General features: G+C 64.1%; 13 protein-coding genes and 1 other RNA gene. 6 read left to right on the top strand and 8 right to left on the bottom strand.

Annotation, left to right across the window (positions count from 1 at the left end):
* Nucleotides 1–131: 131 nt before the first annotated feature.
* Entirely contained in the window at nucleotides 132–992 is an 861-nt protein-coding gene (locus tag RhoBH5_RS15215) for a spermidine synthase (RefSeq protein ID WP_007735449.1), read from the top strand.
* A gap of 9 nt (nucleotides 993–1,001) precedes the next feature.
* Here the strand turns inward: RhoBH5_RS15215 and RhoBH5_RS15210 are convergent, their stop codons facing one another.
* The 3 genes from RhoBH5_RS15210 to RhoBH5_RS15200 all read right to left on the bottom strand — a co-directional run bounded on the left by RhoBH5_RS15210 (nucleotide 1,002) and on the right by RhoBH5_RS15200 (nucleotide 7,032).
* Nucleotides 1,002–4,016, bottom strand: a complete 3,015-nt coding sequence (locus RhoBH5_RS15210) for a bifunctional [glutamine synthetase] adenylyltransferase/[glutamine synthetase]-adenylyl-L-tyrosine phosphorylase (protein WP_042921890.1) — start codon at nucleotides 4,014–4,016, stop codon at nucleotides 1,002–1,004.
* Nucleotides 4,013–5,353 carry a glutamine synthetase family protein gene (locus tag RhoBH5_RS15205; RefSeq protein ID WP_003941637.1) on the bottom strand — a complete coding sequence of 447 codons (1,341 nt, stop codon included), beginning with the start codon at nucleotides 5,351–5,353 and terminating at the stop codon, nucleotides 4,013–4,015. The genes RhoBH5_RS15210 and RhoBH5_RS15205 overlap by 4 nt, the downstream gene beginning before the upstream one ends.
* A gap of 107 nt (nucleotides 5,354–5,460) precedes the next feature.
* The gene (locus tag RhoBH5_RS15200) at nucleotides 5,461–7,032 is read right to left on the bottom strand and encodes an alpha/beta hydrolase (protein ID WP_030537557.1); all 1,572 of its coding nucleotides are present in this window, start codon (nucleotides 7,030–7,032) and stop codon (nucleotides 5,461–5,463) included.
* Between the two features lie 207 nt (nucleotides 7,033–7,239).
* On the opposite strand from RhoBH5_RS15200, the gene panB reads away from it, so the two are divergent.
* Genes panB through pip form a run of 3 tightly spaced genes read left to right on the top strand, consistent with a single transcriptional unit; the run spans nucleotide 7,240 to nucleotide 9,611 of the window.
* Complete coding sequence (gene panB, locus RhoBH5_RS15195) at nucleotides 7,240–8,109, top strand: 3-methyl-2-oxobutanoate hydroxymethyltransferase (protein ID WP_064074745.1); 870 nt, start codon at nucleotides 7,240–7,242, stop codon at nucleotides 8,107–8,109.
* Nucleotides 8,110–8,160: 51 nt separating this feature from the next.
* The gene (locus RhoBH5_RS15190; protein WP_007735455.1) at nucleotides 8,161–8,598 is read left to right on the top strand and encodes a hypothetical protein; all 438 of its coding nucleotides are present in this window, start codon (nucleotides 8,161–8,163) and stop codon (nucleotides 8,596–8,598) included.
* A complete protein-coding gene (pip, locus tag RhoBH5_RS15185; protein WP_270008476.1) occupies nucleotides 8,598–9,611 on the top strand; it encodes a prolyl aminopeptidase in 1,014 nt (337 codons plus the stop codon). Before RhoBH5_RS15190 ends, pip begins: the two co-directional genes overlap by 1 nt.
* On the opposite strand, the gene RhoBH5_RS15180 is transcribed toward pip, so the two are convergent.
* The 3 genes from RhoBH5_RS15180 to rnpB form a co-directional block, all read right to left on the bottom strand.
* The gene (locus RhoBH5_RS15180; protein WP_007735456.1) at nucleotides 9,595–11,004 is read right to left on the bottom strand and encodes an RNB domain-containing ribonuclease; all 1,410 of its coding nucleotides are present in this window, start codon (nucleotides 11,002–11,004) and stop codon (nucleotides 9,595–9,597) included. The two genes, pip and RhoBH5_RS15180, sit on opposite strands and share 17 nt — an antisense overlap.
* A gap of 108 nt (nucleotides 11,005–11,112) precedes the next feature.
* Nucleotides 11,113–11,298: a hypothetical protein gene (locus RhoBH5_RS15175; RefSeq protein WP_007735457.1), complete on the bottom strand. Its 186-nt coding sequence runs from the start codon at nucleotides 11,296–11,298 to the stop codon at nucleotides 11,113–11,115.
* Between the two features lie 319 nt (nucleotides 11,299–11,617).
* Nucleotides 11,618–12,032: RNase P RNA component class A (gene rnpB / locus RhoBH5_RS15170), an RNA gene on the bottom strand.
* Nucleotides 12,033–12,086: 54 nt separating this feature from the next.
* Here rnpB and RhoBH5_RS15165 point away from each other — a divergent pair.
* Both RhoBH5_RS15165 and RhoBH5_RS15160 read left to right on the top strand, forming a co-directional pair.
* On the top strand, nucleotides 12,087–12,614 hold the full coding sequence (locus tag RhoBH5_RS15165) for a DUF1697 domain-containing protein (protein ID WP_007735458.1): 528 nt from the start codon (nucleotides 12,087–12,089) through the stop codon (nucleotides 12,612–12,614).
* A 28-nt stretch (nucleotides 12,615–12,642) separates the two neighbouring features.
* On the top strand, nucleotides 12,643–13,878 hold the full coding sequence (locus RhoBH5_RS15160; protein WP_042445760.1) for an SLC13 family permease: 1,236 nt from the start codon (nucleotides 12,643–12,645) through the stop codon (nucleotides 13,876–13,878).
* A gap of 29 nt (nucleotides 13,879–13,907) precedes the next feature.
* Here RhoBH5_RS15160 and RhoBH5_RS15155 read toward each other — a convergent pair whose 3' ends face one another.
* Both RhoBH5_RS15155 and RhoBH5_RS15150 read right to left on the bottom strand, forming a co-directional pair.
* Nucleotides 13,908–15,047 (bottom strand): bifunctional RNase H/acid phosphatase, encoded by a 1,140-nt coding sequence (locus tag RhoBH5_RS15155; RefSeq protein ID WP_042445757.1) that lies wholly within the window; start codon nucleotides 15,045–15,047, stop codon nucleotides 13,908–13,910.
* Nucleotides 15,044–15,781 carry a zinc ribbon domain-containing protein gene (locus tag RhoBH5_RS15150; protein WP_003941604.1) on the bottom strand — a complete coding sequence of 246 codons (738 nt, stop codon included), beginning with the start codon at nucleotides 15,779–15,781 and terminating at the stop codon, nucleotides 15,044–15,046. The genes RhoBH5_RS15155 and RhoBH5_RS15150 overlap by 4 nt, the downstream gene beginning before the upstream one ends.
* Nucleotides 15,782–15,852: the final 71 nt, after the last annotated feature.

Below are 15,852 nucleotides of genomic sequence, written 5' to 3'. Positions count from 1 at the left end.
ACGAAAGAACGCGCCGGCATTTGTGTCGCCGATCACACTCCATGTACGAGTGTGCCTGAAGTAGCCCGAGAATACCGTCGGTCCGTGTGCCTTTTTGGTAGCCGCCTCTACCAGAAAGGCGCACGGCTAACATGGACACAGTGGCCAAGGGAACTCGCAAGACCAGAACTCGCAGCAGTACTCCCGAGCGAGGCGAGTCCGGTCCCGTCGCCGGCACTTTTCCGATCGATACCGGGACGTGCGAACTAGTCCGCGATCAGTACTCCGATGACAGTTGGATCATCCAGATCAACGGAGTGCCCAGTTCCCACGTGAACGTCGCGGATCCCACGGTGCTCGATTTCGAGTACATGCGGTGGATCGCGCATCTGGTCGATTCCGAACGTGACAAGGCCGAGCGCCTGCGGGTGCTTCATCTCGGCGGTGGCGCCTGCTCCATGGCCAGATACTTCGCCGCCACCTACCCTGACGCGCGTCAAGTGGTGGTCGAAATCGACGGTGCTCTGGCGGAACTTGTACGCGATTGGTTCGACCTCCCGCGCGCGCCTCTTCTGCGCATCCGCGTCGGAGAAGCCCGCGCCGTCACCGAAACTCTCACCGAGTCCACCCGGGACATCGTGATTCGAGATGTCTTCGCCGGCAGCACAACTCCGACACCACTGACGACGGCGCAATTCACCACCCACGTACGACGCGTGCTCGCACCGGGCGGCATCTACATCGTCAACTGCGGCGACACCCCGGATCTCCAGGGCGCGCGCAGCGAGGCCGCAACCATCGGCGCACAGTTCGAACACATGGCGATCATCGCCGATCCCGCGATGCTCAAGGGCCGCCGCTACGGCAACATGATCATCGCGGGCAGCGACGTACCGATCGGCGGGCAACCCGCGCTCGCGCGCGAGCTACTCGGCGGCGGAGTTCCCGCCCACGTGTGGCAGGACGCCGAAGTCCGCAAGTTCGCCGCGAATGCGCCGGTTCGCCAAGACTGAGCAAAAACGCTACTCCCCGCCGAAGACCCTCTCCACCACTGCTTTTGCCCGACGCGTGATGCGCAGGTAATTGTCGAGGAATTCCCCTGCGTCGTCGCCGTATCCAGCGACCTGCGCCACCGCCGCGAGAACACGGCCCGGGCCGGGAAGCTGATCGGTCGGCTTCCCCCGCACCAGAACGAGGCAGTTGCGTGCCTTCGTCGCGGTGATCCAGGCGTCACGCAGCAGTTCGACGTCACCTTCGCTGAGCAGTTCCGCGGCGCCGATGGCGTCGAGAGTCTCGAGGGTCGACGTGTTGTGCAGCGACTCGATCTTGTCGGCGTGGCGCAGCTGCAGCAATTGCACAGTCCACTCGATGTCGGCCAAGCCGCCGCGACCCAGTTTCGTGTGCGTCGCCGGATCGGCTCCGCGCGGGAGCCTTTCGGAATCGACTCGCGCCTTGATGCGCCGGATCTCGCGCACCGCCGCATCACTGACGCCGCCCTCGGGGTAGCGGGTCTTGTCGATCATGTGCAGGAACCGCAGTCCCAGTTCAGGATCACCGGCAACCGGGTGCGCACGAAGCAGCGCTTGAATCTCCCACGCCTGAGCCCACTTCGCGTAGTACGCGTCGTAGGACTCGAGAGTGCGCACCATCGGACCGTTACGGCCTTCCGGACGCAATCCGGTGTCGACTTCGAGCGGCGGATCGGTACTCGGTGCCCCGAGGAGCTTGCGGACCTTGTCGGCAATGCTGTTGGCCCACTTGACCGCAACGGTCTCGTCGACGCCCTCGCGGGGTTCGCACACGAACAGCACGTCCGCATCGGATCCATAGCCCAGTTCGCCGCCGCCGAGTCGACCCATGCCGATGACGGAGAAACTGGCCGGCGCCTCGGTCCCGAGTTCGGTGACGCTGGCCTTGATCACCGCGGAGAGCGATGCATTGAGCACCGCGGCCCACACCGAGGACAGCGCCTTGCAGACTGCAGGAACATCGAGCATGCCGAGGATGTCGGCCGACGCGATTCGCGCAAGTTCGTGTCGCCGCAGCGAGCGGGCCGCAGCAACAGCACGATTGGGATCACTGTGTCGGCCGGAGGCGGTGAGGATTCCGCGAGCGACGTCCTCGGGCTTCGGCTCGACCAGGCGCGGTCCACTCGGCGAATCCGCGAACAAGCGAATCACGTCGGGAGCCTTGATGAGCAGGTCGGGTAGGTACGCCGACGAGCCCAGCACCGTCATCAGACGCTCGGCCACCGCAGCCTCGTCGCGGAGCAGGCGCAGGAACCACGTCTGGTCGACGAGCGCGTCCGAGAGCCTGCGGTAAGCGAGCAGACCGGCATCGGGATCCGGTGTGTCCGCGAGTGATTCGAGCAGAGTCGGCAACAGGAGCGCTTGAATGCGACCCTTGCGTGAAGCGCCACTCGTCAGTGCAGTCAGATGCCCGAGAGCATGCTCGGGTGCCGTGTAACCGAGAGCGGCCAACTGGCGAACCGCGGCTTCTGGCCCCAGGACCAGTGCTTCCTTGTCCATCCGCGCCACCGATTCGAGAAGCGGGCGGTAGAACAACTTGGCGTGCAGGCGGCGAATCCGATGCGAATTCCGCTTGATCTCGGCGCGCAGGACTCCCAGGGAATCCAGACGACCGTCGGGTCGCATGTGCGCGGCGCGGGCCAGCCAACGCAGCGCTTCCTCGTCGTCCGGCGGCGGCAGGGTGTGTGTGCGCTTGAGCTTCTGTAACTGCAGACGGTGCTCGAGCAGACGCAGGAATTCGTACGACGCAGTCAGGTTGGCGGCGTCGTCGCGGCCGACGTATCCACCCGCCGCCAATGCAGTCAGTGCATCGACGGTGCTCTGGACATGCAACGAACTGTCGGCGCGCCCGTGCACCAATTGCAGGAGTTGGACGGCGAATTCGACGTCGCGCAAACTTCCGCGGCCGAGTTTGAGTTCACGCTCACGCAGTTCGGGGGGAACCATTTCCTCGACGCGTCGACGCATGGCCTGGACTTCGGGGACGAAGTCCTCGCGCTCGGAGGCGATCCACACCATCGGGCTCATCGCCTCGGAGTACTGGCGACCGAGCTCCATGTCGCCGGTCATCGGACGAGCCTTGAGCAGTGCCTGGAACTCCCAGGTCTTGGCCCAGCGCTTGTAGTACGTGATGTGGGATTCGAGGGAGCGAACCAGTTCTCCGCGCTTGCCTTCGGGCCGCAGCGCAGCATCGACCTCGAAGAATGCGGAGGTACCGATACGCATCATCTCACCGGCAACGCGACTGGCCGTCGCATCGGCCGGTTCGGCGACGAACACCACGTCGACGTCGGAGACGTAGTTCAGCTCGCGCGCACCACATTTGCCCATGGCGATCACGGCGAGCCGGATCGGACAGCTGCCCTCGGGACACACCGTTGCGATGGCCACCGCAAGTGCAGCGGTCAGCGCGGCGTCGGCCAGATCGGAAAGCTGGTGCCCCACAGTCTGATACGGAACTACGGGTTCGTTCTCGACGGTCGCCGCAAGATCAGCCGCAGCCAGCAGCATCAACTGGTCCTTGTAGCTCTTACGCAGAGCAACAACAGCTTCCGGCCCGGTTACCGTGGCGCGGTAGGTCAATGAACCTTCGGTGGCACCCTCGTCGACAGTTGCACCCACGACCTCGAGCAACGCTGCAGTCGCCTCGTCCTTGGTCGGCAGAGCGGTGCCGTCGAGCAGTTTCCAGCCGATCGGATCCGCGGCCAGGTGGTCGCCGAAAGCCGACGACGCACCCACCAGTGCGAACAAACGGCCGCGCAGGCTCTTGTCCTTGCGAAGGGCTTGATCGAGTTCGCGCCACCCGTCGCCGAGCCCGTCCTTGATCCGCACAAGGGTGCGCAGAGCGAGGTCGGCGTTCGCGGCACGCGACAGCGACCACAAGAGTTCGATGCTCTCGGCGTCGACCCAACCGAGCTGACGCAACTCGTCGGCAGCGGTGGGCTCGACCAGCCCGAGTCGACCCGGTCCTGGAACTGCTGATCTCGCAGCGGGCGGTTTCACCGTCACAGACCGAGGTAGGTCTTGAGCTCGAACGGCGTCACGTGGCTGCGGTATTCCTCCCACTCACGACGCTTGTTGCGCAGGAAGAAATCGAAGACGTGCTCGCCGAGTGCTTCGGCCACGAGCTCCGACTTCTCCATCTCGCGCAGAGCGCTGTCCAAGTTGCTCGGCAGTTCCTTGTAACCCATGGCGCGACGCTCGGCGGAGGTCAACGACCACACGTCGTCTTCTGCCTCGGGCGGCAAGGTGTAGCCCTTCTCGATGCCGCGAAGACCGGCAGCAAGCAGGACCGCGAAAGTCAGGTACGGGTTGCAAGCCGAGTCTGGGCTACGGATCTCGACGCGGCGCGAGGACGCCTTGTTGGGCGTGTACATCGGGACGCGAATGAGAGCCGATCGGTTGGACGGGCCCCACGACGCGGCAGTGGGTGCCTCTCCCCCGTGGACGAGTCGCTTGTACGAGTTGACCCACTGGTTCGTGACCGCACTGATCTCGTTGGCGTGCTCGAGGATGCCGGCGATGAACGCCTTGCCGGTCTCGGAGAGCTGCATCGGATCGTCCGGATTGTGGAAGGCGTTGGTGTCGCCCTCGAACAGGCTCATGTGGGTGTGCATCGCGGAGCCGGCCTGATCGCTGAACGGCTTGGGCATGAAGCTTGCCCGGACGCCTTCACCGATCGCGACCTCCTTGACTACGTACCGGAACGTCATCACGTTGTCGGCCATCGAGAGTGCGTCGGCGTAGCGCAGATCGATCTCCTGCTGACCCGGCGCGGCCTCGTGGTGGCTGAACTCGACCGAGATGCCCATCGACTCGAGTGCGTCGATGGCGTGACGGCGGAAATTCGGAGCCGAATCGTGCACAGCCTGGTCGAAGTATCCGCCCGAGTCCGCCGGGATCGGTGGAGTGCCGTCGATCGGGCCGTTCTCCAGAAGGAAGAACTCGATTTCCGGGTGGACGTAGCAGCTGAAGCCCAAGTCGCTGGCCTTGCTCAACTGGCGACGCAGTACGTGGCGCGGATCGGCCCACGACGGCGAACCGTCGGGCATCGTGATGTCACAGAACATGCGAGCGGAATGCTGCGCACCATCCTTGTGGGCCCACGGCAGGATCTGGAATGTCGAGGCGTCGGGCCGAGCGACGGTGTCGGCTTCGGAGACTCGAGAGAATCCCTCGATGGCGGAACCGTCGAATCCGATTCCCTCCTCGAAGGCGCCTTCGAGTTCGGCGGGGGCGATCGCCACCGATTTGAGGTACCCGAGAACATCGGTGAACCACAAGCGGACAAACCGAATGTCGCGCTCTTCCAGGGTACGAAGCACGAATTCTTTTTGGCGATCCATGCACGCGAGACTAAGCAAGCCACGTTAAATCTGTGTTACATCAGTGGTCCCGGTTAACAGAGTGATTGGTCACCATCGAATAGGCGCAGCGTACGGCGTCGCGCCGGTTAACATGTCAGACCCTCTTCCGGAGCCTTCAAGTAAACGAAGTAGTCGACGACGGCATCGTCGACGCAGGAGTTTCCGTCCAGAACCACCGTGTGTTGGGTTCCGTCGAACGTGATCAGAGCAGCGCCCAACTGCTTCGCGAGATCCACTCCGGCCTGATACGGGGTCGCCGGATCCTGCGTCGTGGACACGACGACCAGCTGCGGCAGACCGGCGTCAGCGAGCGCCTGGGGGTCGAGCGCGTGAGGGCTGCCGGTAGCCGGAACGGGCCAGAACGCGCACAGGTCGAGCGGCGCTTGACCCGTCCCGCGGCCGTCGTCGAGGAACGGCGCCGCCTCGCGGTACCGAGTGTCGGATTCGCCCGCCTCGGCGCGGTCGGTGGTTGCCGGATCGTCCACGCAGCGAATGGCGTTGAACGCGTCGTTGATGTTGGAGTAGCTGCCGTCATCCTCACGGCCTTCGTACATGTCGGCGAGATTGAGCAGCGAGTCGCCGCGTCCGTCGGCCAGACTCGACAGACCCCCACGCAGCGGCGTCCACAACTGTGGCGAGTACAGAGCTTGCTGCACGCCCGTGATCGCGTCGGAATAACTCAGCCCGCGCGGATCGGTGGTCTGTGCCGGCTTCTCGATCAACGGATCGACGAGTGCCTGAAAGCGTGCCTGCGCCTGCGCCGGATCATCACCCAGCGGGCAATCCGTTCGCGAGACACAGTCGGCGACAAAGGCGTCGAACGCGCCTTGGAAGCCCTGCCCCTGCAAGACCACTTCGTCGACCGGATCCTGCTCGGGGTCGAGCGCGCCGTCGAGGACCATCGCTCGGACGTTCTGCGGAAAGGTTTCCGCGTACGTGGATCCGAGCCGGGTCCCGTACGAGAACCCGAGGTAGTTCATCTTCGGATCGCCGAGAACGCCCCGAATGACGTCCATATCTCGCACCACCTCGTAGGTACCGACATGAGCGAGGAACTCCGTACCGGTCCGCTCAGCGCACTTGGCGGCGTAGTCCTTGCTGTCCGCCTCGGCGAGAGCGATGCCCTCCGGCGTCATGTCGACGTTGACCTCCGCACGCTCCGCGTCGGTCTCCTCCGGCGTCAAACACCGAACCTGCGGGGTCGACGCCCCGATCCCCCGCGGATCGAAGCCGATCATGTCGAAACGTTCCTGCAATTCGGTGCCCGAACCCGAGGTCGCCATCGACAGCCCGGACCCACCCGGCCCGCCGGGGTTCAGCAACAGTGAGCCGATGCGGTCGCCGGTTGCCTTCGAACGCGAGATCACCACCTTCGCGGTGTCGCCGTTCGGATTCGCGTAGTCGACGGGAACGCTCACCTCGGCGCAGTCGACCCCACGCCCCAGCGGCGCAGTTCCTTCTTCGACAAATTGGTCGCACGAACCCCAGTCGAGCGTCTGCTCGTAGAATTTCTCGAGGCCGGACGGCACCGCGGACGCGGCAGAACCAGCAGGTTCCACTGATTCGGGCGTGCCTTCCGAACTGGTGCAACCGACAACCAACACGAGCACTGCTGCGCTTCCGGCGAGGGCACCGGAGAGGCGAACGAACTTCGACATGCCATCGATGGTGCCAGGAAACCGCGATAGCCAGCGGTTCGCCTCGTCTCGGCACCTACCTGATACGCGCGCGGTGATGTGACCCATTGCACCCCGTCAACTATTCGTGTCGGCGATGTCCGGTGGCAGACTGAACACGTCATCACCCACACCCGGGGACCCGAAGGCGATCAACGCTCAGGGCCTCGAGGCCAGAAAGGGACAACGATGTCCGAAACACCTCTCTACGGTTCTGTACCCAGTGCAGTTTCTGTACCCACTGCAAGCTCTACCGATGCACCGAAGCGTAAGACGCGCATTCACCACCTCGCCGAGATGAAGCAGAACGGCGAACGCTGGTCGATGCTCACCGCTTACGACTACTCCACGGCACGCATCTTCGAAGACGCAGGCATCCCGGTGCTGCTCGTCGGCGACTCTGCCGCCAACGTCGTCTACGGCTACGACACCACCGTGCCGATCACCGTCGACGAACTGCTCCCGCTCGTGCGTGGCGTCGTTCGCGGCGCCCCGCACGCACTCGTCGTCGCCGACCTCCCCTTCGGCACGTACGAGGGTTCCGCCGAGCAGGCCCTGTCGACTGCGACGCGGTTCATGAAGGAAGGCCTCGCGCACGCCGTCAAGCTCGAGGGCGGCGAGCGGATGAGTAAGCAGATCGCGGCTATCACCTCGGCCGGCATCCCCGTCATGGCTCACGTCGGATTCACCCCGCAGAGCGTGAACTCGCTCGGCGGATTCCGCGTCCAGGGTCGCGGCGACGCGGCCGAGCAGCTTGTGGCGGACGCCATTGCAGTCCAGGAAGCCGGGGCGTTCTCCGTCGTCATGGAAATGGTTCCGGCCGAGATTGCGGGCCAGGTCAGCCGCAAACTCACCATCCCCACCGTCGGCATCGGGGCCGGTTCCGAATGCGACGCTCAGGTACTCGTCTGGCAGGACATGGCGGGTTACACGAGCGGTAAGACAGCCAAGTTCGTCAAGCGTTTCGGTAACGTCGGTGACGAACTGCGTTCCGCAGCCGCAGCCTATGCATCAGAAGTTCGCACTGGCGCATTCCCGGCCGCAGAACACAGTTTCTGATCCGAGACCGGCGAACGCCGCCTGTCTCTCAACCAGCCAGGGGTGCGTTCAATGATCGGTAACCGTCGAAGTTCTACTGCCGCAGCTGTAGTCGGCGCGGCAGCTCTCGTCACGGTGCTGAGCGGATGCGCGGGAGGGTCCACCAACTCTCCCGCGCCCAGCAGCACTACGCCCGCGAGTTCCACCACGACGGCGCCGGCAACAACCGCGTCCGGTTCGACGTTCACCGACGCTCAAGTCCAGCAGTTGTGCTCGGATATGGAAGGGCAGCTGCAGAACTGGCGGACCGTCACCCCGACGCTCGGCAAGGGCGGACTGAACACGATCGTCATCACGTGGGCGACGCAGAACGGCATCAACCTGCTCGATCTCGCTCAGAACCGCGAAAGCATCGACGCGGCAACCTCAGCCGCGTGCCCCGACGTCCGGAGCGGCGCGATTTCCGCACTCGAGATCCCCGATCTCGCCTCCGGCCTGGTGGGCTTCTGATGACCGACACGTCAGCCACTTCAGGGCAGCCGTCGACTCTCCGGAGTCTGTATCCCCCGATCGAGCCTTTCGTCACCGGCTTCCTCGATGTCGGTGACGGCCAGAGCATGTACTGGGAAGTCAGCGGAAATCCGGACGGCAAGCCCGTGGTGTTCCTGCACGGTGGCCCCGGCGGTGGTGCGCAACCGGCGGTACGCCAGTTCTTCGATCCGGCCGCATACCGCATCGTTCTACTCGACCAGCGCGGCTGCGGGCGGTCCACCCCTCACGTTGCCGACGGCGCCGACCTGTCGGTGAACACGACGGACAAGCTGCTGGCCGACATCGAAGCCCTGCGCGAACATCTTTCGATCGACAAGTGGATGGTTTTCGGCGGGTCCTGGGGTTCCACGCTGTCCATCGCGTACGCCGAAACGTTTCCTACGCGCGTCACTGAGCTGGTCCTGCGCGGGATCTTCCTCCTGCGTCGTAGCGAGATCGACTGGTACTACAACGGCGGCGCGGGAAACATCTTCCCGGAGCGCTGGGACAAATTCCTCGAACCGGTACCCGAGGCGCAGCGCGGCGAAGACCTCGTCGCGGTCTATCACCAACTGCTCCATTCCGAAGACCCCGACGTCGCGGCCCGCGCAGCCATCGCCTGGTCGGCTTGGGAAGGATCGACGAGCTACCTGTACCCACAGGCGGACAAGATCGAACAGAACTCCGAGACCCGGTTCGCCTTGGCTTTCGCCCGTATCGAGAACCACTACTTCGTCAACGGCGGGTTCTTCGACGAGAACCAACTCCTACGCGAAAGCTCCGCACTGCACGGCATTCCGGGGACGATCGTCCAGGGCCGCTACGACGTCGTCTGCCCCGCCACCAGCGCGTGGGCGCTGCACAAGGCGTGGCCCGAATCCAAGCTCGTGATCGTCGACGACGCCGGACACTCCGCGATGGAGCCCGGCATCGCACATCACTTGGTGGAAGCCACCGATTCTTACCGGCAGCTCCCTACGCCGGGAACGTGAATTCCACCGTCCGTTTGACGGTGTCGACGGCGGTGAGTCGCACCTTTGCGCGCTCACCGTCGTCGGGCGTTCCGACGCATTTCGCAATCACCGCGACCGACGGGACAAACACTTCCGCCGAGCGCTTTCCGTCCTTGGCGCGCATCACCACTGCGTCGAAGACCTCGCCGACCCGGCCGTCGAGCAGCGTGGACTCGGTCAGATCGATGCACGCACGGTCGACCTTGTTCGCCAGCGAGTCGGACCCACTCATGATGTCGGGCAGCTCGGGAAGTGCAGTGCGCGCCCATTCCGGTACCGGCGTACCAGCTGTGATCGCCAGACACACCTCGGTGCTGAAACGATCGGACAGCCGGCGCAGCGGAGCAGTCACGTGAGCGTAGGGCGCTCCGATCCCCGCATGCACCGTCAACTCCGGTAGTCGGCCGTCGAAGGCCGCGTAGTCTGCCCCGCGCAGCAACGACGGCGCAACCGACATCAGCGCCATAGTCGACGGCTCGTTGGAATCGAGTCCGGCAAGAATCTGCCCGACGCTTTGCCCCTCCGGCCACGTGATACCCAGCGCCACTGCAGTTCTCCGCAAGGTCCGAACCGCGGACTCCTCGGCCGGTGGCAGCGTGCGAAGCAACCCGATACCTGCGTCGATCATCATGCGGCCGGCACACATCCCGGTCAGCAGCGACACTTCTGCGTTCCAGTCGTCCGCTTCGGTGCGTGGCTCCAGTTCGATCCGCCAGCGAGCCGAGGACTCGTCCTCCGGCTGATCCCGAACCACTGACTGCTCGGGCAGTTTCAGCTCGATGGCACCCCTGGCAACCGCCGAGACACTGCGCAATCGTCCGAACTCCGGTAGTGCGGCGATGGACGGATGCAAGGTTCCCGCGTCGGCATCGCGCTGCACGGTCGAATAGTCCAGACGTGCCACCGATTTCACCAGAGCGCGTCTCACCTGCCACGACGTCGGCTCGGCCTGCGCGTCGAGTTCGATCCGCCACAGCGCGGCGGGACGAACCACGTCCGGCAGCAGACTCGCCGATCCCTCCGACAACGCTCGGGGATGCAGCGGGACGGAACCGTCCGGGAGATAGAAGGTTTGGCCCCGCTTGCGGGTTTCGATGTCGAGAGCGCCACCCGGCGTCACCACCGCCGCGACGTCGGCGATCGCGTAGTGCACGACGTACCCGGTCGAAATCTTCTCGATGTGCACTGCCTGGTCGAGGTCCATCGATCCGGGAGGGTCGATGGTCACGAAGGCGATACCCGTTTCGTCGACACGCCCGGCACCGAAACGATCCACGGCATTCTCGGCCTCGGCCTGCGCCGCAGCCGAGAATGCTCCTGGCAAGTCGAACTCCGCCCGAACCACTCCGAAGTCGATTCCCTGCACCATCATTCGACTTGCGGGCACGCATCCTCCATGATCGGTTCGGGCCGGTGTAGCAGCAGTACCGGTCCCAGTTGTTCGAGTCCCGGCTGTTCCAAGGCTCAGTTATTCCAAGGCTCAGTTGTTCCAGTCTTCGTCTGCCCGATCGGCGGCTTTGTTGCGTTCGGCAGCGATCTTCAATGCATGCTCGGCAGAGTCCCGATCAGGGTACGGCCCCATCCTCGTCAGCGAGGACGCACCCTTTCCCTGCGTGACGGAACCGTCGGACACGTCGAAGTACCAGAGTCGATCTTCATCAGTCATATCCACAGTGTGACATCAGAGTGAGATAGAAGCTTGTAGATCGCTGTGAGACTGATATTCTTTCTACTTGGCCTGGCAGGTGAGAACCGGACATTCGAACGGTGAGTTCTGCTTGAATGCCCAACACAAGCTACGAACAGAAAATGGAGTGCGCATGTCCGCAATTCTTTACGATTACCTCCTCCCGCTCATGGGCCATGACGCGGCAACGTACTGGGCTACGCTGCTGGTCATCAAGCCTGTCTGACAGCTTTTCGAACAAGGAAGACCCCCACCGATCCGGTGGGGGTCTTCTTTTTCTCACTGTGCAGATCGCGGGCGGACGAGTCGGCGTGTAAGCCGGATCCTGTCCTGCGGCACCGAAGTGCCGAGTGGCGACCATCCATCTGGGCACACCGTCGCCGGGTGCCTCGAGCGGTTCACCCGCAGGCTCGGGCGAGCAGCCCTCGAACACCTGCGCAGCCGCACCGCGAGCGATGCGACCTTCAACCTTGCTCCGGGCGGGGTTTACCTAGCCACCCCGGTCACCCGAGGTGCTGGTGCGCTCTTACCGCACCGTTTCACCCTTACCTGCCTCGAAAGGCAGGCGGTCTGTTTTCTGTGGCACTGTCCCGCGAGTTGCCTCGGGTTGCCGTTAACAACCGCCCTGCTCTGTGGAGTCCGGACTTTCCTCGGCCCCAGGCCTGTGCGCGATACGCGCTGGTTCCAGAAGCCGCGGCCGCCCGGCCAACTCGTCCGCCCCCGTATGCTACCGGGCGCCTGTCGGTGGCCGGCACTATGGTCACCGTATGACTCGGTACGTGGCCCTGCTACGCGGTATCAACGTGGGCGGCATCAACATCAAGATGGCGGACCTGGCGAGAGTCTTCGGTGACCTCGGATTCCAAGGGGTGAAAACCGTGTTGGCCTCAGGCAACGTTCTGTTCGACAGTCCGAGCACCGACATCCCGACGCTGAAGAAACAGATCGAATCCGCCCTTGCCCGCGAGTTCGGCTACGAGGCTTGGGTGTTCGTCCTCGACCTTCCGACACTGCAGGCGATCGTGGACAACTACCCGTTCGAGCGCGAACGCGAGGGTTGGCACGCTTATGCGATGGTTGCCTCCGAGCCGGAAATCCTGGAGGAATTGAGCACTGCGGCAGCGCAACTCGATGCCTCGGTCGAGCGTGTGGCGGCAGGCGACGGAGTCTTGTACTGGGAGGTCGAGAAGGGGCAGACCGTCAAGAGCGCGTTCGGCCGGAACACCGGAAAACCGAAGTTCAAGGCGTTCACCACAACCCGAAACCTGAACACGCTCTACAAACTGCTCAAATGACGCTCGCCCCGACACGGAGCACCAACGCGTGACTCTTCTTCCCATCCTGCTCGTCGCCGCCGTACTCGTCTTTGCGATAGTGCGTCCACGCGGGCTTCCCGAGATCGTCATCGCGGGGCCGGCAGCCGTCATCGTTCTCCTGACCGGCGTCGTAACTCTCGACGAAGCCCGCGAAGAACTGACGAGCATGGCACCCACCGTCGTCTTCCTGGTTGCCGTGCTGGTTCTCGCTCATGCCGCGGACGCTCTCGGCGTCTTTCGCTGGGTCAGCCAGATCCTGCAGCAAAAATCCCTCGCCGATCCACACCGGTTGCTGATTTACGTTTTCGGCGCCGCTGCCCTGACCACGGCGGTCCTGAGCCTCGACGCCACCGTCGTGCTGTTGACACCCGCGGTGATCGCGGCCGCACGATCCATCGGAGCAAGTACGCGGCCCCATTCCTATGCCAGTGCGCACCTGTCGAACTCGGCGTCGACGCTCCTGCCGGTATCGAATCTGACCAACCTCATCGCGTTTGCTGCAACAGGTTTGACGTTCTTGCACTTCACCGCATTGATGGCGTTGCCGTGGGTTGTGACGATCGCTGTCGAGTACCTGATTTTTCGACTGTTCTTCCGTTCGGAACTCGCGCGGGGCGACAGCGCCGAACCGCCGGTGGCAGCCAGATCTGCGCCTGCGCCGATTCTGCCGCTGACGGTGATCGGAATGACGCTGCTCGGTTTCGCGGTTTCGGGTTTCTTCGGGATCGAGCCCGCCTGGATCGCGGTGGTGGGTGCGAGTGTCCTGGGAGCGATCGCTCTGTCTCGGCACCGTACGACCGCCGCCAAGATGCTCTACGCTGCCGACCTCTGGTTCTGCGCGTTCGTCCTGGTTCTCGGAATCATCGTCGCCGGAGTCGCGAACGGGCCGGTGGGTGAATGGATTGCGCAGATCCTGCCAGGCGACACCAGCTACGGCTCGCTGCTCTTTGTCGCCGCGGTAGCGGCGGTTGCGTCCAATCTCGTCAACAACCTGCCGGCAACCTTGCTGATGATCGCAGCGCTCGGAACGGCGGCACCTCCAGCGCTGGTGCTTGCGATGTTGATCGGCGTCAACCTCGGCCCCAACCTCACCTACGTGGGCTCACTGGCAACGATGCTCTGGCGACGAGTCGCCACCAGCGCGGGCGCACCGCCCACGCTGGCGACATTCACTCTGCTCGGGGTCATCACGACGCCACTGACATTGCTCGCCGCCGTGAGTGCCCTGTGGTTGGTGATCTGATCAGAGGCTGATCAGCCGTCGGGGCTCTTTCAGCGAAGGTGTGACGTGTCGTTGACCAACCGGACCGAGGCTCCCCCGTCGGGATAGAACTCGGTGATACTCAGCGACGCCAGATCCAGATGCAACCGATACAGCAACGACGGCCCGGCATCGAGGGCCAGCTGCACCAAAGTCTTGATCGGGGTGACGTGAGAGACGACCAACAGCGTCGCGCCGCCGTAGGTCGAGATCAGGTCGTCACGCGCGGCGACGACTCGTTCGCGTACCTCGTCGAAACTCTCGCCGCCCGGTGGACGCACCGAAGTGTCCGAGAGCCATTCGCGATGCAGGTCCGGGTCACGCTCGGCTGCCTCGCGGAACGTGAGTCCGTCCCAGTCGCCGAAATCAGTTTCGATCAAACCCTTGTGCTCGACGACGGGTAAACCGAGCACGCGGGCCGATGCCTCTGCCGTCTCACGGGTTCTGCCGAGGGGTGAGCAGACGATGGCGTCGATACCGCCTCGGTTCCCGAAGCGTCCGGCTGCGCCGGCAGCCTGCGCGCGGCCCAGTTCCGTGAGCTCCGGATTCCCGCGTCCGGAGTACCGGCGATCGACCGACATCGCTGTCTGTCCGTGACGTAGCAACAACATTCGTGTCGGCTTGCCGGTGGTGGCGATCCATCCCGGAGAGCCGGCGATCTGCGGCTCCGACGTCTCTTCGGACGGCGCGGCAGGTGCAGCAGGTGCGGGGGCCGAAGGTGCGACTGGGCCGGTTTCGATGCCGGCAGCCGCGTCCATCGCCTCGTTGGCAAGACGATCGGCATGAGAGTTCTCGCCGCGAGGAATCCACGTGTAGGTCACTCGCGAGAACTGCGTCGCCAGCTCGGCAGCGCGCCGCTGCAGCGGAATCATGTCCGGGTGCTTGACCTTCCAGCGCCCGGACATCTGCTCGACGACCAACTTGGAATCCATGCGGACGTCGACCTTCGACGCGCCGAGTTCACCGGCAGCGGTCAACCCGGCGATCAGTCCGCGGTACTCGGCGACGTTGTTGGTCGCGATACCGATGCTTTCCTTGCGTTCGGCCAACACCGAGCGCGAGGCGTCGAAGACCACGGCGCCGTAGCCGGCCGGGCCGGGGTTGCCGCGCGATCCACCGTCGGCCTCGACGATGACCTGCGTGGGAGTCACAGACCGGACTCCTTGGTACGCACCATGATTGCATTGCACTCTGGGCAACGAACGACGACGTCGGCCGGTGTCGCGGCAATTCGCGAGATCTCGCCGCGGTCGATCTCGATCCGGCAAGCGCCGCATCGGCGTGCCTGCAGAAGCGCCGCGCCCGGTCCGCCCAGGCTGCGCTGCTTCTCGTATACAGCAAGGAAATCGGCGGGGAATTCACCGACGAGTCGTTCACGATCGGCGGCGCAACGCTCCTGCGCCTTGTCCAGATCAGCGACGGCATCGTCGCGGCGACGCTTGGCGTCGATCAGCTCTTCTTCGGCCTGGGACAGCTGGGCACCGGCGTGATCGTGATCGGCCTGCAACGCCTCACGCTGCTCCATCACTTCGAGCAACTCGTCTTCGAGGAGCCCCTGACGCCGGACGAGGCTGCCGAGTTCGTGTTCGAGTTCGGTGAGCTGCTTCGCCCCGACCGACCCGCTCTGCAGGAGTGTGCGGTCACGATCCTCGCGCTGACGAACCGCGTCGACCTCGCCTTCGAGCTTGCGAATGTCGCGATCGATGTCGTCGATCTGGATTTCGACGGCTACGGACGCGTCTTTACGGCTGATTCGCTCAGCCTCGAGACGTTCGACTTCCTGCTGCTCGGGAAGCGCTCCGCGTCGGTGGGTGATCCGAGTGAGCTCAGCATCCACCCCGGCGAGGTCGAGAAGCTTGGATTGCACCTGTGGTTCGACGTTCACGCTGTATAACTCCTGCTGTAAGTCCGATGTCGGCAGTGCTCGCGAAGGACGGCTCTCGAAGAACTGCTCTT

This window comes from Rhodococcus sp. BH5, from assembly GCF_027583855.1.
GTDB lineage: Bacteria > Actinomycetota > Actinomycetes > Mycobacteriales > Mycobacteriaceae > Rhodococcus_F > Rhodococcus_F qingshengii.
This window is presented reverse-complemented; position numbering and strand designations above follow the sequence as displayed.